We start from the raw sequence: 21,926 nt of genomic DNA, 5'->3' as shown, positions 1-21,926 counted from the left end.
AAAAGATGATATAATGAAAATTCAGAGTTTTGTGTTATCCCTGATATGCTTGATGTGTATGGTTGAGACAAAAGCACAATCATCACATCTTGCCCGTAGATTGATAGAAGTAAAAGTTGTTCCCAATCATGCTGATTGGAACTATAAAGTAGGAGAGTCGGTAAAAGTAAATGTTTGGATACTTCGTAATGATGTTCCATTGGAAGACTTGGCATTTGAATATGAAATATCGGAAGATATGATGCCTGTTCGGGAGAAGGGATTAGGCAGAAGTGCAAAAGATGGAAAAATGATTGAGATGGGAACGTTATGGAAACCGGGTTTCTTACGTTGTATTGTGAAAGTCAAATATGATGGACGAATATATACAGGTATGGTGACAGCAGCTTTTGATAAAGAGAATATTGTACCTGAGACGAAATTCCCCGATGATTTTCAAGTATATTGGAATGATATAGTTGGCGAAGCTTCAAAATTGCCAATGGATACAAAAATGGAGCTTTGGCCCGAGAGATGTACAGATAAAGTTAATGTTTATCGAGTTAATATACAGAACTATCCTGAAAAAGCCCGTTTATACGGCATATTATGTGTACCGGTGGCAAAAGGAAAATATCCGGCGGTTTTACGGGTCCCCGGAGCAGGAGTTCGTTCATATAAAGGTGATGTAGACAATGCTGCTCGTGGTATGATTACTTTTGAGATAGGGATACATGGCATACCTGTCAATTTGCCGGATGAAGTTTATAAAAGTTTATATAGTGGCCCCTTGAGGGAATATATGGTATTTAATTCTGATGACAGGGATTTATATTATTATAAACGAGTGTATCTGGGGTGTGTAAGAGCTGTTGATTTTTTATGTTCCTTATCTCAGTATGATGGACAAAATATGTTTGTTATAGGAGGAAGTCAAGGGGGAGCTTTATCTATAGTAACAGCAGCTTTAAACCGGAAAGTATCAGCCATAATTGCTTTTTTCCCGGGACTTTGTGAAATGACGAGAAACAGCAATGTTGAAGGAGGTGGATGGCCACATATATCTAAATCTGGCATTGATATTACCTCTCGGAAAATCAAAAATTTGGCATACTTTGACGTTGTCAATTTTGCAAGGATGATTAAGGTGCCGGGATTTTATTCTTTTGGTTATAATGATATGACCTGTCCTCCTACATCCGTATGCGCTGCAATTTATGAAATTGAAGCACCTAAAGAGGTGATGATTGTTGAGGAAAATGGGCATTTTGCTTATCCGGAACAGTGGCAGAATGCATGGAGATGGTTATTTAAACAAATAAAAAGGTAAAAAATGAAGAGAGTTTGTATATTATTATTGGGAGCATTTTTATTTTCATTATGTGAGGCCAAGGAGATACCTTTACTTTCGAATATCTATGGCCGTTCATATATAAGTTTGAACGGAAAATGGAATTATATTGTAGACCCTTTGGAAAATGGTTATTATGGATATCGTCTTACTCCTAAGAAAAATGGTTTTTTCTTGAATGAAAAAGTTAAGACTTCTTCATCAAATCTAATAGAATATAATTTTGATACAGCGCAATCAATGGATATTCCTTCTGACTGGAATTCGAAAGATGAAAGTTTGTTTTTTTATGAAGGTACAGTATGGTTCAAACGAGACTTTGATACCCGTAAAAAAGCAGGTATGAAGTATGTATTATATTTTGGAGCTGTAAATTATAATGCTAAAGTGTATGTAAATGGCAGGAAAGTCGGTGAGCATGAGGGGGGATACACTCCTTTTAATTTTGATGTGACAAAGTATTTGATTGATGGTCATAACTTTGTAGTGGTGAAAGTTGATAACAAGCGTCATCCAGAAGGGGTACCTACGGTAAATATGGATTGGTGGAACTATGGAGGTATCACCCGAGATGTGCTATTGGCGGAAGTTCCGGAAATATATATTGAAGATTATCAGATACACTTGGCCAAAGATATGTCAGGATATATCTCTGGTTGGGTGAAGTTGGATACTACTCTTTCATTACAGAATATAGAATTTGAGATTCCAGAACTTCAGCTGAAAGAATTTTTACGTACCGATAGTTCTGGAAAAGCAACTTTTCATTTGCAGGCTCAACCTGAATTATGGACACCGGAGAAACCCAAATTATATGATGTAGTAATACGTTATAATAAAGAGGTTTTGAAAGATGAAATAGGTTTCCGTACGATAACTACTAAAGGAAGAAAAATTTACTTGAATGGCAATCCGATTTTTTTAAGAGGGGTTAGTATCCATGAAGAAGCCCCCTTTAGACAAGGGCGTGCATGGTCAAAAGAAGATGCTGTGACTCTTTTGTCTTGGGCCAAAGAAATGGGTTGTAATTATGTGCGTTTGGCACATTATCCACATAATGAACATATGATACGCGTTGCGGAAAAGATGGGCTTGATGGTATGGTCGGAGATACCTGTTTATTGGACTATTCAGTGGAAAAATAAGAAAACGTACGGGAATGCTAAGCGGCAGTTGCATGATATGATATATAGGGATAAAAATCGCTGTTGTGTTATAATCTGGTCTATTGCTAATGAAACCCCTCATGGTAAAGATAGAGATTATTTTTTGAGTAGTTTATCGAAGTATGCAAGAGAGTTAGATAATTCACGTCTTATCAGTATGGCTATGGAAGTAACTAAGGCTGTTGATAATGTGAATGAATTGAAAGATAACATGCACAAATATGTGGATATTCTTAGCTTTAATCAATATATAGGCTGGTATCGGGGTACAAATGAGTCGTGTCGCGATATGAAGTGGAAGATTCCTTTTGAAAAACCTGTAATAGTGAGCGAATTTGGCGGTGGTGCATTACAAGGGAAGTATGGAGATAAGACAGAGCGTTGGACGGAAGATTACCAAGAAGAATTGTATATACAGAATTTGAAAATGCTGGATCGTATAGAAGGTTTGTCGGGACTTTCGCCTTGGATATTGGTCGATTTTCGTTCTCCACGTCGTCAGCTTCCGGGAATACAAGATTTTTTTAATCGTAAAGGATTGATATCCAGTTGGGGTATAAAAAAGAAAGGATATTTTGTGATGCAAAGGTATTACAAAAATAAAGCTGGATTGTATTAAATATATAGAGATATATACAAATTATGTAGAGGCCATGAAACGACGATTTAGTAAATTGATATATAGTCTTATTTTTTATGTATTTATTCCGGCTATAGATTTGTTTTCAGCAGATAAATATGAACTTATCCCGATAAAGGAATCTCGAGTAGAAGAGATTGCCTGCATATTACCTGATACATTAAAGGGGTTGGGCAATACCTATAAAGACAGAAATGTATGGGATGTTTTATATGAAAGTGGAGCTTATAAAACCACGATTAAGAATGCTGAAGATATGTTGAACAAGGGATTTCCTGTGTGGGATGAGTCGTTATATAATCGTGTATTTACGGAAGACGATACTCAATCAGGAAAAGATATGATTAATAGGCGTTTGAAAGCTCTGTCTGAATTGGTATGGGCCGAATGTTTGGAAAATAGAAACCGATTTACTTCTTCGATTATAGATTTTCTTTACGATATAATAGAACAAAAAACATGGGTTAATCCACGTAATTATAATCGAAAGAACTACGGGGGATTAGTAGAACTGGCTACAGCTTTGAATGCACGGAGTATGGCGCAAGCTGTGTATTTATTAGATGATAAATTGCCATTAAAAGTGAGAGCTGATGTCCGGAATGAATTATATATAAGGGCTTTTAATCCTTTGTTAAGAACAATAAAAGGTGAAAATATGGACCATGATTGGTTGTTTTCAACGGGCAATTGGAATCCGGTTTGTTTAGAGGGAATCACTTGTGCAGCTTTGTCTATGATTCCGGATAAAAAGGAAAGAGCTCTGTTTATAGCTATTTCAGAGTTGTATGTACAAAATTATGCTAAAGGATTTTTACCGGACGGATATTGTTCGGAAGGCATAAATTACTACAATTTTGGGATGAGCCATTATATTGTGCTACGAGAAAAAATATGGCAGGATACGGGAGGAAAAATAGATATATTTAGAAGCAATCCTAATATGCTCAATGTGGCAACCTTTTTACCGAGAATGGAGATTATCAATAATGTATATCCGGCTATTGCTGATTGTGAAATGGGAATGAAGCCTTCTCGTTTTGTGTTACATTATTTAAGTAAATTGTATGGGTTACAATTACCTGCTGATGAGGATCGATTGTTGGGTGTAACTGATGATTTGAGCGAACATGTGTTGGTACATTTTCCTAATTCAACAGATTGTTGTCCCGTAAATAATGTTCCGTATTCATCATCTCTGTTGAGGTCTTCTTTTCCGGATGCAGGAGTTTTTATATTTCGTACGTTGCCAAATACGATAGTTCCAATGGGGGTAGCTATTAAAGGAGGAAATAATGGAGAACATCATAATCATAATGATGTAGGGAGTTATACATTAGTTATAGGCAAGGAAATGATGGTAGAGGATCCGGGGTTGATTCCTTATACGAAAAAAACTTTTAGTGCTGAGCGATATACAGCGTTTAAATCATTAGCTTCTTACGGACATCCGGTGCCGTTTGTTGCAGAGGGGGGACAACGTGTCGGAAAAATGGCAAAAGCCCGTATTTTACATGTACTGGAGAGTGATAGTTGTGATCAAGTGATGATGGATATTACTTCAGCTTATGGTTTGTCAGTTTTGAAAAGTCTATTACGAAAATTTACATTTTACCGTGACGCGATGAGGTTTGAGGTGAAAGACTGTTTTGAATTTTCTTTACCTCATTTATTTGAGACCGCATTAATAACTCGCGCAGATTGGAAGAGAGATGGAGATAATCGAATAATACTGGAACGCAATAAAGAGAAAATTATAGTAGAGATAAATGTTTCATCCGGTAAATTTTCTTTGTACGACGAACGTATATGTGAAGGGGGTGAACCGTATACACGGCTGGCTATACGGATAGATGAACCAATGAAAAAGGGTAGTGTAGATATTTCTTTTAGAGTGCAGTAATAAATGGTTAGTATAAGATATATATTGATTGTAGGTCTATCGATACTTACTTGGGCAAATTCGATATGTTCTCAGACATTTACTTTGTTTACAAAAGGTGAGCCTACTTCTGTATTTGTCTCGGAGAAAGAAAATTCGGTAGTAAAGATGGCTGTTTCCCTTTTTTCAGAGGATATGAAAAATGTTTTTGATATAGTCCCGTCAGTATGCGAGGATATATTGTCAGGGAAAGTAGTCATTGGAACAGTCGGTTGTGATAAAGAATTAGATAAATGGTTACAAGAGCTTGGAATAAATATGTCTGAGTTGCGGGACCATTGGGAAGCATTTTCTTTACAGACTGTCAAAGTTGAAGGAAAATATCACTTAATCATTTTGGGAAGTGATCCTCGGGGAACAGCTTATGGATTGCTTGAATTGTCGAGACTTATGGGGATATCTCCATGGTGTTGGTGGGCCGATGTGACCCCGGAGAAGAGAGAGAGACTTGATTTACCCATAAACTATAAAAATAAGCAACAGCCTTCAGTTAAGTATCGGGGTATATTTTTGAATGATGAGGATTGGGGATTGTCTCCTTGGAGTGCTCGTAATTTTGAACAGTCTTCTGTAAAAAATGAAATAGGTACTAAAACGTATACCCGTATTTTTGAATTGTTGTTGCGACTACGTGCAAATACTCTATGGCCGGCTATGCATAAATGTTCGACACCTTTTTACTGGCTGAAAGGAGCAAAAGAATTGGCTGCGCAATATGGAATTGTTATAGGGACATCACATTGTGAGCCATTGATGCGAAACAATGTTGGAGAATGGAATAGGTCAGAAGATGAAGAATATAATTACGTGACGAATAAAGAATTGGTAAATCAGTATTGGAGTAAGCGATTAGAAGAGGTGTGCGGATATGAGAATATATATACTTTGGGGATGCGAGGGATACATGATGGAAAAATGAATGGAGTAGAATCGTTGGATGAACAAACTGAATTGTTGTCGTGTGTGATTGCAAATCAACGGAGTTTATTGCAAAAATATATAGATAAGAACGTAGAGCAAATACCGCAAGTAATTATGCCCTATAAAGAAGTTTTAGATATTTATGATAATGGTTTGAAAATTCCAGATGATGTTACTCTTGTATGGTGTGACGATAATTATGGCTATATTCCTCGTTTAAGTAATATAAAAGAGCAGAAAAGAATAGGGGGTGCAGGTGTGTATTATCATATATCTTATTTTGGTCGTCCTCATGATTATTTATGGTTATATACGACACCTCCTGCTTTGATTTATACAGAGATGAAACGTGCGTGGGAATATGGGGCTCGGAAATTGTGGATGTTGAATGTGGGTGATATAAAGCCGGGAGAATATGGAATAGAGTTTTTTCTTGATTTAGCATGGAATATAGACGTGATAACTGCAGAAGAAGTATCGGGGCATTTGGCTCGGTGGTTAGGGCGGGAATTTGGAAAAGATGCTTCCTCTGCATTATTTCCTGTGATGGAAGAGTATTTTCGTTTAGCTTCAATTCGTCGTCCGGAGTTTATGGGATGGAACCGAGTAGAAGAATATGCTTTATCGAAACGTAGGGGAGGTATTACACCTGTAGAAAATACAGATTTTAATCCTTTTGTTTTTGGAGATGAGATACAGCAGCGTATAGATGACTATACGGCTATTGCAGATAAAGTGATGGAGTATGCAAGTAGAATTGTTGTCGGGCGTAAAGATGCTTATTTTGAGATGATTCAATATCCTGTATGTGCAGCTGCAGCAATGAATCGTAAAATGTTGTATGCACAGAAGGCTCGTTTTTTCGCAACTCGAGGTATGTCTGTTGCTGACGAATATGCTTCAAAAAGCCGGGATGCCTATAATGAGATTGCGGCTTTGACGATGTATTACAATAAAATAGTAGGAGATGGAAAATGGGATGGCATAATGGATATGATGCCTCGTCGTTTGCCGGTATTTGACCCTCCTGTACTGCCGAATAAAGTAGGAAGGGGGGCTGGTGTCCCGACCTCTCAGGTGTGGCCTGAAGGTTGTTCTCATGGAATATCTCCGGGGACAAATTATGTATTTCCCGATATGTTACGTTCTGTCGGCAATGCTTGTTTTATATCCTTATATGGAGAAGAAAACAGGGATATTAAGTGGACTGTAACTGGTGCTCCGAATTGGTTGAATGTACATGAAAAAGATATTGGAGTATTAAAAGAGAGGCGAATTGTATTTGATATTAATTGGAATTTTATACAAGGTAGTGATAAAGCAAAAATAACCTTGTGTGTAGATAATGAAAAATATATATTGAGTGTCTCAGCCAAAGATGATTTGTATATGGCTGATAATGGAGTGAAAAGTGAAGTTGCTGGTATGATTGCTTGGAATGCTATTGATGGGGATATAGTGCCGGCAAGTTGGGTTATAGAAGGGTTGGGGCACAGCACTAAAGCAGTGGCTTTACCTAAAGGAAAAGAGTTAAAGTATGAAGTAAATACTGTTTCATCGGGTGATGTACTTATTCGTGTAGGATTAGTTCCTAATCATGCAGTTGGTGGTGGCGATAAGAGATATGAAATATCGGTTGATGGAGCATCTCCTGTTGTTGTATCATCCAAGGTGGTTATAAGAAGTGAAGAGTGGAAAAACAATGTTTTAAGAAATCAAGCTTTATGTCAGTCAGTACATAATATAAATACACCGGGTAGACATAGCATTATTATAAAAGCTTTAGATGAAAATATGATTTTTGACCAGTTGATGCTTGATTTTAACCCAAAAAGGCATTTTTATCAGATACCTGTTTCTAAGAAATAATTATAAAATTAAGAATAAATAAAATTATCATGAAAACAAAAAACAAAAAATTTTGCTTAAATGTAAGATTTCTTTTTAAACGTCTTTGTTGTGTTGCAATCTTATGTTTATTATTGTTTGCTCCGGCTTGTTCTGAAAATAAAGAAGATAATCCCATTGAAGGGATATCTCAAATTGACTGGGAAAATGTCCCTTTTGAAATTTCTTCTGGTGTGAATATCAGTTGTTGGATTTCACAGACAAATGTTTTGGGAAAAGATCGTCCGACAATAGAGAAAAAGCAAACCGCTTATTTTTTGAAAAAGGATGTACGCAAATTAGCCGATATGGGGTTTGATCATATTCGTTTACCGGTGGACGAATCTGAGCTTTTCAGTGAAGATGGATCATGGAACAAAGAGGTACGTCAATATATACATGATGCTATAGCATGGTGTAGCGAATATAATCTAAGAGTAATTCTTGATTTCCATATTTTGCGATCACATTATTTTAATGATACCGAGAATATGACATTATGGAAGGATGTGAAGGAGCAAGATAAATTTGTAGCTATGTGGAAGAAAATAGTAGGAGAATATGGGCAATATCCTATAGGGCTATTGGCTTTTGAACTGTTGAATGAACCTGTTTCTGGGGATAATCCTGATAATTGGAATAAATTATATATGAGGGTACTTACCGAGTTACGTAAGAGTCAGCCAAATCGTTTGATTATAATAGACTCGGGTGATCATGCATCAATAAAGGGACTTACAAGTTTGGAAGTTCCAGCCAATGATAAAAATTTGATGCTTACATTCCATTCTTATACTCCGTATCTACTAACACATTATAAAGCGAGTTGGCTTAAACTTAAAGATATTGAAGTGGATGTAAATTATCCGGGACAGCTCATAGAACAGTCAGCTTTGGATAAGTATGCCGATAATAGAGAGCTGTATAATGTATTGCGCTATTATGGTATGGATAAAGATATCAATGGTCAATATACAACTTTTAAAGTTTATAATCAAGAAGTTTTAGAGGAAGGGCTGTCTGTTGCTTTACAAAAATCTCGTGAAACTGGATTGAAATTACATTGTGGAGAGTTTGGTTGTATTGATGGGACAGAAAAAGATATACAAGTAGCTTGGTTTAATGATATGGTTACGATATTTAAGAAGTATAATATTGCTTTCTCTGTATGGGGATATAAATCGAATTTTGGAATATTCAATGAGAATGGAACAGTAAAAGATCAGCGTATTATTGATGCGTTGACGAAATAAAAAGTATAATAGTAAATAATCTTCTAAGTATGAAAACACAATCAATTTTTTTTATGTTGTTTTTAGGATTTAGCTTAATGACAATTTTTTCGTCAGAGGCAGTAATCAATCCTATTTCCGAGACTATTTATGTAGACGCAAGCGCAACTGGAACAAACGATGGCTCGAGTTGGTCAAATGCTGCTACCTCGTTGGCTGAAGCTATAAAGTATGCAAATGCAAATGATGCTGTGACAAAAATATTAGTTGCGGAAGGTGTATATATGCCGGCATACAAAGTTGTGGAAGGCGAAGGTACTGACCAAAAGGGCAAAGCAACTACAGATAGAGATAAAGCTTTTCTTATAACTCGTAGTAATTTATTGATAGAAGGAGGTTATTCTACAGGAGGATCGGATAAAGCGAATTTTAAGGATAATCCTGTTATATTGAGTGGTGATTTGGATGGTGATGGAATCCTTTCGAATGGGGACGTTTATCATGTTGTCGTGGTATGTAATTCTTTTGGTAAAAACCTTACAATTAAAGGTTTTATCATTCAAGGGGGAAATGCCAATGCCTCAGGAGATGGAAGCATATATGTTGTAACGCAGAAAAATCTGTCACGTAAACATGGTGGTGGAATGTTCGTTCAGCGGGGTGGGGCCAATTTGGAAGATATTATCTTTAAAAATAACAATGCAGCATCTTTTGGGGGAGGAGCTGTTTGTACAGAGGCTTCGTCCAATATGGTATTGAATAATGTTGTATTTGAAGATAATAAAGCAAGTCAGGGCGGTGCGTTGAGTGCTGCATCTTCAAGTACTATTAGTGGAACGAATATGCTTTTTGTAAATAATTCGGCCCAAAAAGGAGGTGCTGTTGCTGCAATCTATTCTGGTACGATGACAGTGACAAATGCGACTATGTTTGGAAATTCAGCATCATCAAAAGCTGGAGCTGCATATCATAATGGGAAGAAACTGACCTTACAAAATAGTATTGTTTGGAATTGTGGAGAAGGTGCTGTTGACGTAGAAAAAGAAAGTCAATCGATAACTCGAACCAACTGTCTGATTGAAGGAGAAACTGGGGCTCAAGATCCAATGTTTGTAGATGCTGAAAATGGGAATTTCAGGTTACAGTCAGGGAGTCCGGCAATTAATATGGGTGATAATGCATTGATTCCTGACGTTTCAGTTGATTTGGATGGACTGCCACGGAGTAGTGGTCCGGTAGATATGGGTGTTTATGAGTATCTGTTTGGCGGAGCTGAGCTAACGCCTGTTACTGTTGATTATGATGGTAAGGAATATAGTTTACAATTAAATGGTATGCCTGAAAATGCTACAGATTTGTATACTTGTGAATATATAGGTAATGAGCCAAAAACAGATGCAGGTGAATATACTATAGAAGCAAAATTGACGGACAATACAGGTACCTATCCTCAGATTAAGATAACAGGAAAATTGATTATAAATAAAGCGTCTCAAAGTATAATATTTGATGCTATTACAGATAAATATGTAGGAATGGATCCTGTTCAGCTGACTGCTTCTGCAAGTTCAGGTTTGGCTGTGACATTTACGAGTGATAATCCTTCAGTCGTTTCAGTCACTTCAGATGGTTTGTTATCGTTCTTATCAGTAGGATCAGCCAATATCATTGCATCACAGACAGGAAATAATAATTATAAAGCTGCAGAAGATCAGATACAGGTAGTTAATGTATTACCGAATAATGTAATTTCAGTAGAAATATATGTAAATGATAAACTGTTGGGCATATTTGGCGAAACGAATAACATATATGATATATATTATTCAGTAGGAAAAGATAATATGACAGATGCTGTAGATGTAAAGCTTATACCGGCAGGAACGGGAACAATAACAGGTGATGAGATTTCTGAGGGGAAAATTTCTTTAGATGTGTCGAAACCATTAGTAAAGAATTATACATTTACTTTGACTACTGGTGATGGATCAAAGACGAAACAATATAATTTGAAAATAGAACGTTATTTTGAGTTTGATGCAATTGTAAAACAGCGTTGGAATAATACATTAGCAGCGGTAAATAATCCGGATAATAATGGTGGATATAATTTCACTTCTTATAAGTGGTACCGAAAAGCTGCAGGAGAGAGTGAATATAAGTTGGTAGGAACAGACCAGATTTTCTCTGCAGGAAGTGTTTTAGGAAGTTGGTTGAATGAAAAAGATGAATACTATCTGGAGGTGGAAGCCGAAGATAATTGGGGACTTTCTTTAGGTACATTAAGAACGGATAATGCTTTTCCTACATTGAAGGAGTTACATTTGAGAGCTTATCCTAATCCGGTAGTGAAAGGTACTCCTTTGATAGTGGAGCTTGATACTGAAATGGTAAAAACAGGAGCATTGGTAGAAATTTTGACTTTACAAGGTGTGAGGATGTATACAACTAAAGTTGTTTCAGAGAAAAATATAGTGGATTTACCTCAAAGTGAAGGTACTTATATTGTTCGTATATTTTCGCCAGATAAAGTATTAAAGGAAATGAAAGTTATAGTTAAATAAGATTGGAAAATAAAACTTTTGTCCTTTTGGTGAAATTAAGTAAAGCAAAATAAAAAAGAGTTACAATGAAAAAGAAAATAATTATATTAGCTTGTTCTGGTCTTATAAGTGTTTTATCGGCAAATGCACAAAATGTAAAAGGCCATGAGTTGTCTGTTTTCGGAGATTATGGTTTATCAACTTTAAATTATAATTCTTCTCTTGGTGATGTAAAAAATGGATTAGGAGGTTCTTTTGGTTTAGATTATACATATTATTTCTCTAAAAGTTTTGGGTTAGGAACGGGATTTGGAGTATCATTTTATAATGCTAAAAGCAAGATCGACCGTATGGATATAAGTTACAGAAGTCGTGATTTTGAAGGGAGTGATTTTATATTTCGTTCTGAGATAACTGATTATGAAGAGAAACAAAAAACAATGATGTTTAAAATTCCGGTTATGTTTCGATATCGGACTTCAAATGATATGTTTTATGCAGGAGTCGGTGTTAAGCTGGGAATTCCTGTAAAATCTACTTTTAAGGCGAAGAACGTAAATTTGAAAAATACGGGATTTTATGAATATGAAAATGTAGAATATGATTCCCCTGAATTTTTGGGTTTTGGAAACTTTAAACGTGATTCGGATGGAGATATTGATTTTAAATTAGCTTGTATTGTATCAGCAGAGTTTGGAATGAAATGGAAGTTATCAGAAAATATTGCTGTTAAAACAGGGGTGTATGTAGATTATGGAGTTAATAATATATATAAAGAGAAGCCTGGAAATATGTTTGTATCTTATAATAGTTTATCTCCGGAAAAGTTTGTTTGTAAGAGTGTTATGGATTCGAGATATACCGGTACTGATGGTGTTGCTATTGATTTTGTTGATAAAGTGATTCCTATTGCAGCGGGGATAAAATTATCTTTTGTATTTGATTTGAGTAAATAAGATTTGTTTTTTGAAGAAAAAGTTTTTTGAGATAATATCTCAAAAAACTTTTTCTTCAAAAGAAAATTAGAATTAAAATTGACCATTGAAAAACAGAATATACTACCTTATCCAGTAAGCATCTTAAATATTTCCGTTGGAGTTACATTTCACTTTCCTTAACAGCATCTTGAGAATTTCTCAATTCAGGCTGCATTTCTCATCGTTATATACCCCCTTTATTCTTGTTTCGAAAGGAAATTGTACACTTTTCCCTCATCCCAAAGTGAAAGACGGGGATATATGACGAAGAAATGTAAGCCGAAACAAGAAATTACTTTTATCAGAAAATAGAGATAAGCTCTTAAACTTTATAGTTGTAAATTTCTGTATTTAGATGACAAAAGGTATCTTTGTAAAATTTAAGCTGAAAATATATCCACGAATGAGCCTACGTTTTATGAGTCTGGCCAGCGGAAGTAGCGGAAATTGTTATTATTTAGGTAATAATGAATATGGACTGTTGATTGATGCTGGTATAGGGATACGCACAATAAAGAAGACACTGAAAGAAAATAGTATAGCATTTGAAAAAATTATAGGTTTGCTTATTACCCATGATCATGCTGACCACATAAAGTCAGCGGGATGTTTAGGTGAGAAATATGGAATACCAGTGTATACGACATCAGATATTCTGGCGGGTATGAACCGTAGTTATTGTATGTCTGAGAAAATATATAGTGCTGGGCGGATAATACACAAGGAAGTCGAGTTTGCATTGTGTGATTTTGTAATTACTGCTTTTGAGGTCCCTCATGATGGGAGTGATAATGTCGGGTATTTTGTCCGATATGGAAATCATAATTTTGCTTTTGCGACAGATTTGGGACATATTACAGAGCGAGTAGCGAGATATTTGTGCCAGGCTAATTATTTGGTGATAGAGGCCAATTATGATGAAGAAATGTTACAGCAAGGCTCTTATCCTTATTATTTGAAAAAAAGGATATTTAATGATCACGGTCATATGAGCAATGCTGCGACAGCCGAATTTTTAGCAAATAATATAAACGAACATCTGCGTTATATATTTCTGTGCCATTTAAGTCGAGAAAATAATCATCCTGAGTTAGCTTATAAAACTGTAGAATATAGTTTGTATCAGCAGGGTATTCGGGTAGGAAAGGATGTACAACTGATAGCTTTAAAGAGAAATCATGCGTCCGAGTATTATGAATTTGAATAATTTTTCTTTGATTTTTTATAAAAATCTTTTGCTGGTTTCATAAAAAGCATTACTTTTGCAACCGCAACTGAGAGGTAATGACTCCGTAGCTCAGCTGGTAGAGCAAATGACTCTTAATCATTGGGTCGAGGGTTCGATCCCCTCCGGGGTCACAAAAGTTAAAGAGAGTATAACTGAATTAATTAGGTTATACTCTTTTTTTATTTTAAGTATTGAGTTAAATAATATCTATACATAAGCAACAAGACCGGTACAGAGGGAAACAGAATGTTGTATTTACAGTTTGGTATAATATGTGAAATTGTAGGTGGAGGAGGGATAAAATAGAACGAATGGTAGTTTATTTGAGCAGGGAAGGAACGAAATGTTGTGAGAAGGTAATTAGTTTTTTCTCGATAAATTTAGGTGGATTGTAATTATTTTAGATAAAAAAAAGGATATTATACAATAACAGTTTTATATCTAAATATTTAGAAAACATATAAGAAAAAAAATAAAAAATATAAATTGATAATAAATAATTGCAGGGGTAGTTTGGCGAAAATAGGAAAATATATAGTGTAGTATATTGTAGGTAAATAAAAAATAATTTAGTAAATTTAGAGCTTTTAAGATAGATAAAGGGGAAGAACAAAATTGGGAATCGTATAGTGTAAGGTATATATACTCAAATCTAAAAACAAAGCCTGATGAAACATTTTGTTAGAAACGGAATTTGGCCGTCTATGGCGTTATTAGCATTTATAGGATGCAAAGGAGAAAAGAAAAACACATCACAAGAGTTGCCCAATGTTATATTTATTTATGCTGATGATATTGGATATGGTGATTTTAGTTGTAATGGATATGCCACCGTAGAAACTCCGAATGTGGATCGTTTAGCAAAAGATGGTATTCGTTTTACGAATGCTCATGCGACAGCTGCTACCAGTACCCCGTCACGCTATTCAATGTTAACAGGTGAATATGCCTGGAGGCGTGAAGGGACAGGGATTGCGGCAGGTGATGCCGGTATGATTATACGTCCTGAACGGACAACTATAGCTGATATGTTTAAGCAGGCAGGCTATGTAACTGGTGTTGTCGGAAAGTGGCATTTAGGTTTAGGAGATAAAGCTGGTACACAAGATTGGAATGGAACAGTAACTCCAGGTCCGAAAGATATAGGTTTTGATTATTCTTATATAATGGCGGCTACAGGAGACAGGGTACCTTGCGTATGGATGCGTGATGGAAAAGTTGTAAATCTTTCTCCTGACGACCCTATTGAGGTAAGCTATACGACACCATTTCCGGGAGAACCTACTTATATGACAAATCCTGAACTTGCAACCGTGATGAGGCCCAGTCCCAATCATGGGCATAACCAGTCTATTATTAGCGGAATACCTCGTATCGGTTATATGAAAGGAGGTCATTCTGCGCGGTGGAAGGATGAGACTATAGGTGATAGTATATTGGTAAACGCGTTACAATTTATTGGGCAAAATAAGCAACATCCCTTTTTTTTGTATTTAGGTACAAACGATATTCATGTTCCGAGAGTTCCTCATCCCCGTTTTGTTGGAAAAAGTGGATTAGGCCCGCGTGGAGATGCTATATTAGAGTTTGATTATACTGTAGGAAAAGTTTTGGATTTGTTAGATAGTCTTAATATCGCAGACAATACTTTGATTATTCTTTCAAGTGATAATGGGCCTGTGGTGGATGACGGTTATGCTGACAAGGCTTGGGAACTGTTGGGTGACCATAAACCATGGGGACCGTATAGAGGAGGAAAATATAGTTCGTTCGAAGCCGGGACTCGAGTGCCTTGTATCGTGCGTTGGCCTCAAAGGGTGGAATCCGGGGTCTCTGGGGCATTGGTGTCGCAGATTGATTGGTTTGCTTCTTTGGCTTCTCTTATCGGTATACAATTACCTGATAGTGTGGCTCCTGACAGTCGAAATCAGATAGAGGCATGGCTTGGTAAAGACCTTAGAGGCAGAGACTATGTTATAGAACAATCGTTGAATAATAATCTTTCGGTAGTATCGGCTGATGGATGGAAGTATATACAACCCAATGGTGGCCCGGCTATTGAACAATATACTAAGATGGAATTGGGAAACAACCCGCAACCGCAGTTGTATAATATGATGAAAGACCCTGGGGAAACTGAAAATCTGGCCAAGACACATCCTGCCATATTGGAGCAGATGCAAAAGGTTATTGCTGACGAGCAGCAGAGAACGACAGTCGTAAAATAGAGTGTTTGAAAATGATTTATGAAGTGCACTTCAAAAGTTAAAACTTGGACTTTTGGGGTGCACTTTGAATATTAGAAGTTTTATATATTCTCATTTAGTATAAAAAGTAAGATATGAAGGAGTGGATTATTTGTTTGTTATTTTTTTTACCAGGGATGTCAGTGGCACAATCGATTGTAACGGGGAGAGTATATTGGGATAAAAATCAAAATGGAAAATATGATAAGGGTGAGCCCGTCTTGAGGGGCATACCTGTATCGAATGGTGATACCATTGTGATGACCAATCGGAATGGGGAGTATTCGTTGACGGTATTTTCTGGAGAGAGTGTTTTTCCCATATTGCCGTCGGAATATACGTTGACAACTACAAATGAACAAATAGAAAATTCCCATTATGTTTATTTTCCGGCAGGAGATGTACCGGCAAGGAACAGAGTAGATTTTGCACTTTCCAGAATAGTTGTTGCTCCATCTTTTAGAGTAGCGGCAGTCGGAGACATGCAGGTAGGAAAATATTCGGAAGAAAATTATGCGGGAGCTACGATACTCTCTGAATTGGCAGAACGTCGAGATATAGATTTTAGTATTCATCTTGGAGATATAGTAAATGAGCCTTTTCCTTATTTAAAAAATATGTATGGCATGATGAGAGTGATACCTACTCCGTCGTGGACTGTATTAGGAAACCATGATAGGGATTTGACTCATGAACCGGAAAAACAGGAATCTGTTTTTAATACTTATTTTGGTGCAGCAACTTATTCGTTCAATCGTGGAGGTATTCATTTCATTGTTATTAATAATATTTTTCCTGATGGACAAAGGGGGTATAATGGAGGTTATAATGATAAACAAATACGTTTCTTGAAAAATGATTTGAAATTGGTGCCCAGGCAAAATCGTATAGTGATATGCCAACATATACCTATGATGTATACACTTCAAAAAGAACAAATCCTTGGCCTACTGGCCGGTAGAGGTGATGTATTGGTGCTATCAGGACATACTCATCAGATAGCCCGCCATTTTATGGTTGGTGATCATGTCCGTATACATGAGTTAGGTGTCGGTGCTACTTGTGGAAGTTGGTGGGTCGGTGAGCGGGATTGGATGGGAATTCCTGCAGCCATAATGCAATGTGGAAGCCCCAGGGGATACTTTACATTAGATTTTGACAGGGTAGGGTATGATATTAAATTCAAAGGTGTAGGTCTTGATTCGAATCGTCAAATGGATATATGGGTAAATGGATTGGATTCTATTGATGGTAAGATACCGGGCCTGGATACGCTGAAAACGAATACGATAATAGTAAATGTGTATGGCGGATGTGATAGTACAGAGGTGAGAATTCAGCTTGATAATGGGACTTGGAATACGATGCAACATGTTTCGATGATTGCCCCTAATGTAAGCCGCATGTTGTATTGGAATAAAACAGCCGGTTATCCTACGAAATATAGCCGTCGTGCAGTTTTACGTCGACAAAAATCTCCTCATATATGGAAAATAGAATATCCAGATGTTTTAACGCCTGGTACTCATTTTGTAAAGATAAAAGCTTATGATAAATATGGCCTTGATGTGACCGGGTCTCTGTCTTTTGTAAAAGAGTAGATGCAATAAGAGATAAAGGTAAAAAGATAAAAAATATTTATTTGTTGAACATTTTCATTTTTGTACTTGTATATATACATAGTAATATTATGATTGATTCTAAGCGTCTGTCGTAGGGGCTTAGAATCAATAAAAAATTGAATATATGAGTACAAAAAAAATAGTCGATTTGTTAGGAGATGAGGCTAGTCATTATCTCGATTATACGTGTAAAACCATTGATAAATCTCTTCTTCATCTACCATCGCCTGATGTCGTTGACAAGGTCTGGGTACAATCAGACAGGAATACTCCGACATTGAATAATTTCCAGATTTTGCTTAATCATGGTCGATTGGCAGGCACAGGGTATCTTTCTATATTACCAGTAGACCAAGGTATAGAGCATACTGCGGGGGCGTCATTTGCTCCTAATCCACTATATTTTGATCCGGAGAATATAATTCGTTTGGCCGTTGAGGGAGGGTGTAATGCTGTGGCTTCAACATTTGGCGTTTTAGGTTCTGTAGCGAGAAAGTATGCTCATAAAATACCTTTTATTGTAAAGCTTAATCATAATGAACTGTTAAGTTATCCCAATACTTACAATCAGATAATGTTTGGTTCAGTAAAAGAGGCTTGGAATATGGGGGCCGTGGCAGTTGGGGCGACAATATATTTTGGGTCAGAAGAAAGTCGCCGCCAAATAATAGAGGTGGCCGAAGCATTCGAATATGCTCATGAGTTAGGTATGGTTACGATTTTGTGGTGTTATTTACGGAATGAAGCATTTAAGAAAGATGATGTGGATTACCATGCTTCTGCAGATTTGACCGGGCAGGCCAACCATTTGGGAGTGACTATTAAAGCTGATATTGTGAAACAAAAATTACCGGCTAATAATGGCGGATTTGTGAATCTTGGTTTCGGAAAGAGCGATAAGCGCATGTATACAGAACTGTCGTCAGTACATCCAATAGATATGTGCCGTTATCAAATTGTGAATGGGTACATGGGGCGTGTTGGTCTTATAAACTCAGGAGGCGAATCTTTGGGTGCGTCTGATATGAAAGACGCTGTGGTGACTGCCGTTGTAAACAAACGGGCCGGTGGTATGGGACTTATCAGTGGCCGTAAGGCATTCCAACGTCCGATGAAAGAAGGTATAGAACTGCTGAATACTATTCAAGATGTATATCTTGATAAGGATATTACGATAGCATAGAAAAAGTGAAGGAGAATTATTCCCTCTCAAAAAGAATAGTCAAAATATTCTTTTGGGGAGGGAATGGTTTGTAATAGTAAGATTGAAAAAGGATAATGATATTTTTATGGACAGTGTCTAAAAAGGAACTATCCACAATTTTGTGTGTTTATTGATGATAAAAAAGGTGTGTTAAACAACACACCTGAAAATGTGGGATTACTATTATCCGTTAATTTCGTTTTTTATGATTTCTTCTTCAATTATTTCTTCGGCATGATACGTGTTTTTATCCGGTATCCTTAATAATTTATTTATTTGATGGCGTTTATCGAGATCCTTGAAGTAGGTTTCGATTACTTTATATAAATCGAATCCGTCGGTAGAACCGGCTGCTATGCCTAATCTGTCTATCATTTTTTCTATAGCTTTATGAATTTCACTTGTTTCTATCAGGTGAAGTTCGTTGCTATGTATCAACCAATTTTCTTCCATAATGGTTTGTTTTTATAGTTATCTTATAAAGATAACCATCATTGAGGAAAGAAAGTTCAATGGATTAGATAACAAATCATTATTTAATAAAAATGAAAAACCAGGAAAATGTCCTGGTTTTTGTTTTATATGTTTATTTTTCGGAATTGACCGTAAATTTTAGTGGAAATTCTTTCAATGCATCTTTCAAATCTTCCAGGAAACTATGAACATCTTCGGGGGTTGTGTCGAAAGAAGTTACTAAACGCATTTCGTCAGTAATTTCGTTCCAGATATAGAATACATATTTTTGTTGTAATTTTTCTATTACTTTCCGAGGCATACACATCAATACGATATTGGCTTCTACTTTTTGAGAAAACTCGACGTCGCATATTTCTCGTATTCCTTTTACCAATAATTGGGCCATCTTGTTAGCGTGTAAAGCATTTTTTCGCCATAATTCATTGGTCAAATACGGAAGGAATTGGCAGGAAGTATATCTCATTTTAGAATATAATTGTCCAGATTGTTTCCGTATGTATTTCATGTTCTCAGAAAGTTCCGGCCGGAATGAGATTACCGCTTCTCCTAACATCATTCCGTTTTTCGTACCTCCAAAACTAAGGATGTCGACGTCGCAATCGGCTGTCAATTCTTTGAGTGTTACGCCCAAATAAGCAGCAGCATTTGCCAGACGAGCTCCGTCAACGTGTAAGTACATACCGTATTTGTGTATCAGGTCAGCAATAGCTTTTATTTCTTTGGGTGTGTATACAGTCCCGTATTCAGTGCATTCTGATATATATACGACCTTCGGCTGAGATTGATGTACGGCCCCGAAACCTACCAGTTTTTCACGAATTAGTTCAGGAGTTAATTTCCCGTCACGAGTTACAATTTCTTTTATCTGGCATCCTGTTTGGAATACAGGGGCTCCGCATTCGTCCATGAATATATGGGCCGATTCTGCGGCAATAATAGAATTGAATGTACGAGTGCAAGCTCTTAAAGCTACTGAGTTGGCTCCTGTACCGTTAAAAACAAAATATGGGTCGGCTTTGGGACCGAATACTTCTTTGATAAGTGTTACAGCTCTGTTGGTCCATTCATCTTCGCCATATCCCATTGCGTGATCTTTATTGGCATCTTCAATAGCCTTTAAAACCAAAGGATGTATTCCGGAGTTATTGTCACTGGCAAAACTTCTCATGTCGATTTTTTTCTTGTATAATCAGGTTTATTTTAAATCCATTGCAAAGATATAGCTAATGACGCAAAGAAAATTGTATTTTTATGAAAAATTTTGGTATAACTTCGATATTTTAGCAAGCCAATATTTTAATGGTAATCTTTAGAAATTGTTTTTGACAAAAGGTTTTAAAGTAGGTACTAATTTGTTTATAATTTTGCTGGTTCCGGTTTCATTAGGATGTGTACCGTCTGAAAAGTCACTTTCGGAAAGCCATCCTGTAGTATCGATGAAATGTATTTTTTCATCTCCCATTGAGTTTAGCCGTCTTACGGCAGAAGATAGGGCATTTTCATAAATTCCCTTGAAAGGACGCATTACGAATATCTCGGCATCGTTGAATTTTTGTCGTATTTTGTAAATCATATTGCGACTATTTAGAGAAACAACTTCTTCCGGTGCTTGCCCACATTCATCATTTGTCCCTAAAAAGATAAATACAATATCGGGGGTATAACTGAAATTCCAGGGAATTACAGGGCGCTCGTGTATATGGTTATAATTTTTTAGATTGAAATAAAGGGAATCCATACCGATTTTGGTATCAAGGCAACCATATCCGGAGGAGAGTGAGAGCCCGCTGAAAGAAATTTGAGTATGGTCGCAGCCCAGAAGTTCGGCAGTCTGCCAGGCATAGTTTACGGTAGGTGTATTATCCGAGCCTCCGAAAGCTGTGATGGAATCGCCGATATATTCGATCAGTAGCTTTTTGTCGGGGGGATAAGTTACGGCGTTTTTGTCGAGGACGAGACCTTCGAATTCAACTTCATAGTTTTGCCCTGCCGAGCCTACTAATAAAGTATGAGTTCCTTCTGATAGGGTAGTTGTATTCAAGAGTGTAATTCCAGACTGGCCTACTACAGCTCGGGGAGTTTCTCCGTCAATACTGACAACTAAGGAAGTGTTTGAACGCAATTTTATTCCAATAGACTTTCCTGTAAAGTTGACTCTTAAATAAGCTCCTGTCCAGTAACTGTGAAATACTGTATTATCACTTTTATCCCACCGTCCTACATATAAGATATTTTTATCGGTGATGTTTCCATCTCCTGGAGTTTTTATTTCTGGGGTGTTGGTATCTTCGGGTGTTTCTGGGATAATGGCATTTTCCGGAGATATTACGGGTGCGGATGAACAGCTGTTGGTTGTGAAGAAGAATAGGATGGCAAGAAAATAAAGAATAGGTCTGTGGCAGTGAATCCTTGATAAGAATTTTTCTGTATTTTTCATTTTATAGCATTTAGATTGTTTGGGACAAAGCTAAATGCTATAAGTGAGTATAATGGGCTTGAGTGTAACAAAAA

At 36.6% G+C, this 21,926-nt stretch carries 14 protein-coding genes and 1 tRNA gene; 12 read left to right on the top strand and 3 right to left on the bottom strand.

What is annotated here, in order from left to right; translation table 11 throughout:
- The first annotated feature begins 13 nt into the window (after positions 1 to 13).
- The 12 genes from Cop2CBH44_RS04610 to Cop2CBH44_RS04555 all read left to right on the top strand — a co-directional run bounded on the left by Cop2CBH44_RS04610 (position 14) and on the right by Cop2CBH44_RS04555 (position 18,917).
- Entirely contained in the window at positions 14 to 1,309 is a 1,296-nt protein-coding gene (locus Cop2CBH44_RS04610; protein ID WP_021929484.1) for an acetylxylan esterase, read from the top strand.
- 3 nt (positions 1,310 to 1,312) lie between these two features.
- On the top strand, positions 1,313 to 3,115 hold the full coding sequence (locus Cop2CBH44_RS04605) for a glycoside hydrolase family 2 protein (protein WP_200755631.1): 1,803 nt from the start codon (positions 1,313 to 1,315) through the stop codon (positions 3,113 to 3,115).
- Positions 3,116 to 3,149: 34 nt separating this feature from the next.
- Positions 3,150 to 5,039, top strand: coding sequence for a heparinase II/III domain-containing protein (locus tag Cop2CBH44_RS04600; protein ID WP_200755630.1), 1,890 nt, complete (start codon positions 3,150 to 3,152; stop codon positions 5,037 to 5,039).
- A 3-nt stretch (positions 5,040 to 5,042) separates the two neighbouring features.
- Positions 5,043 to 7,868: a glycosyl hydrolase 115 family protein gene (locus tag Cop2CBH44_RS04595; RefSeq protein WP_200755629.1), complete on the top strand. Its 2,826-nt coding sequence runs from the start codon at positions 5,043 to 5,045 to the stop codon at positions 7,866 to 7,868.
- Between the two features lie 29 nt (positions 7,869 to 7,897).
- Complete coding sequence (locus tag Cop2CBH44_RS04590) at positions 7,898 to 9,139, top strand: glycoside hydrolase family 5 protein (RefSeq protein ID WP_200755628.1); 1,242 nt, start codon at positions 7,898 to 7,900, stop codon at positions 9,137 to 9,139.
- 29 nt (positions 9,140 to 9,168) lie between these two features.
- Positions 9,169 to 11,682, top strand: a complete 2,514-nt coding sequence (locus Cop2CBH44_RS04585; protein ID WP_200755627.1) for a choice-of-anchor Q domain-containing protein — start codon at positions 9,169 to 9,171, stop codon at positions 11,680 to 11,682.
- 65 nt (positions 11,683 to 11,747) lie between these two features.
- On the top strand, positions 11,748 to 12,617 hold the full coding sequence (locus Cop2CBH44_RS04580) for an outer membrane beta-barrel protein (protein ID WP_021929478.1): 870 nt from the start codon (positions 11,748 to 11,750) through the stop codon (positions 12,615 to 12,617).
- Positions 12,618 to 13,041: 424 nt separating this feature from the next.
- The gene (locus Cop2CBH44_RS04575) at positions 13,042 to 13,845 is read left to right on the top strand and encodes an MBL fold metallo-hydrolase (protein ID WP_044230149.1); all 804 of its coding nucleotides are present in this window, start codon (positions 13,042 to 13,044) and stop codon (positions 13,843 to 13,845) included.
- 79 nt (positions 13,846 to 13,924) lie between these two features.
- Positions 13,925 to 13,997: transfer RNA gene (locus Cop2CBH44_RS04570), tRNA-Lys, on the top strand.
- 537 nt (positions 13,998 to 14,534) lie between these two features.
- Positions 14,535 to 16,094, top strand: a complete 1,560-nt coding sequence (locus tag Cop2CBH44_RS04565; RefSeq protein WP_021929476.1) for a sulfatase family protein — start codon at positions 14,535 to 14,537, stop codon at positions 16,092 to 16,094.
- Positions 16,095 to 16,207: 113 nt separating this feature from the next.
- Positions 16,208 to 17,713, top strand: a complete 1,506-nt coding sequence (locus Cop2CBH44_RS04560; protein WP_021929475.1) for a calcineurin-like phosphoesterase C-terminal domain-containing protein — start codon at positions 16,208 to 16,210, stop codon at positions 17,711 to 17,713.
- Between the two features lie 145 nt (positions 17,714 to 17,858).
- Entirely contained in the window at positions 17,859 to 18,917 is a 1,059-nt protein-coding gene (locus Cop2CBH44_RS04555) for a class I fructose-bisphosphate aldolase (protein ID WP_021929474.1), read from the top strand.
- A 204-nt stretch (positions 18,918 to 19,121) separates the two neighbouring features.
- Here Cop2CBH44_RS04555 and Cop2CBH44_RS04550 read toward each other — a convergent pair whose 3' ends face one another.
- From Cop2CBH44_RS04550 to Cop2CBH44_RS04540, 3 genes are all read right to left on the bottom strand, one after another.
- Positions 19,122 to 19,391 (bottom strand): hypothetical protein, encoded by a 270-nt coding sequence (locus tag Cop2CBH44_RS04550; protein WP_021929473.1) that lies wholly within the window; start codon positions 19,389 to 19,391, stop codon positions 19,122 to 19,124.
- A 133-nt stretch (positions 19,392 to 19,524) separates the two neighbouring features.
- Entirely contained in the window at positions 19,525 to 20,583 is a 1,059-nt protein-coding gene (locus Cop2CBH44_RS04545; RefSeq protein WP_021929472.1) for a threonine aldolase family protein, read from the bottom strand.
- A 141-nt stretch (positions 20,584 to 20,724) separates the two neighbouring features.
- On the bottom strand, positions 20,725 to 21,852 hold the full coding sequence (locus tag Cop2CBH44_RS04540) for an SGNH/GDSL hydrolase family protein (protein ID WP_021929471.1): 1,128 nt from the start codon (positions 21,850 to 21,852) through the stop codon (positions 20,725 to 20,727).
- Between the last annotated feature and the right edge of the window lie 74 nt (positions 21,853 to 21,926).

The organism is Coprobacter secundus subsp. similis, assembly GCF_015097275.1.
Lineage (GTDB): Bacteria > Bacteroidota > Bacteroidia > Bacteroidales > Coprobacteraceae > Coprobacter > Coprobacter secundus.
Note: the sequence above shows the minus strand (reverse complement) of the source record. Positions and strands in the feature narration are given on the sequence as shown.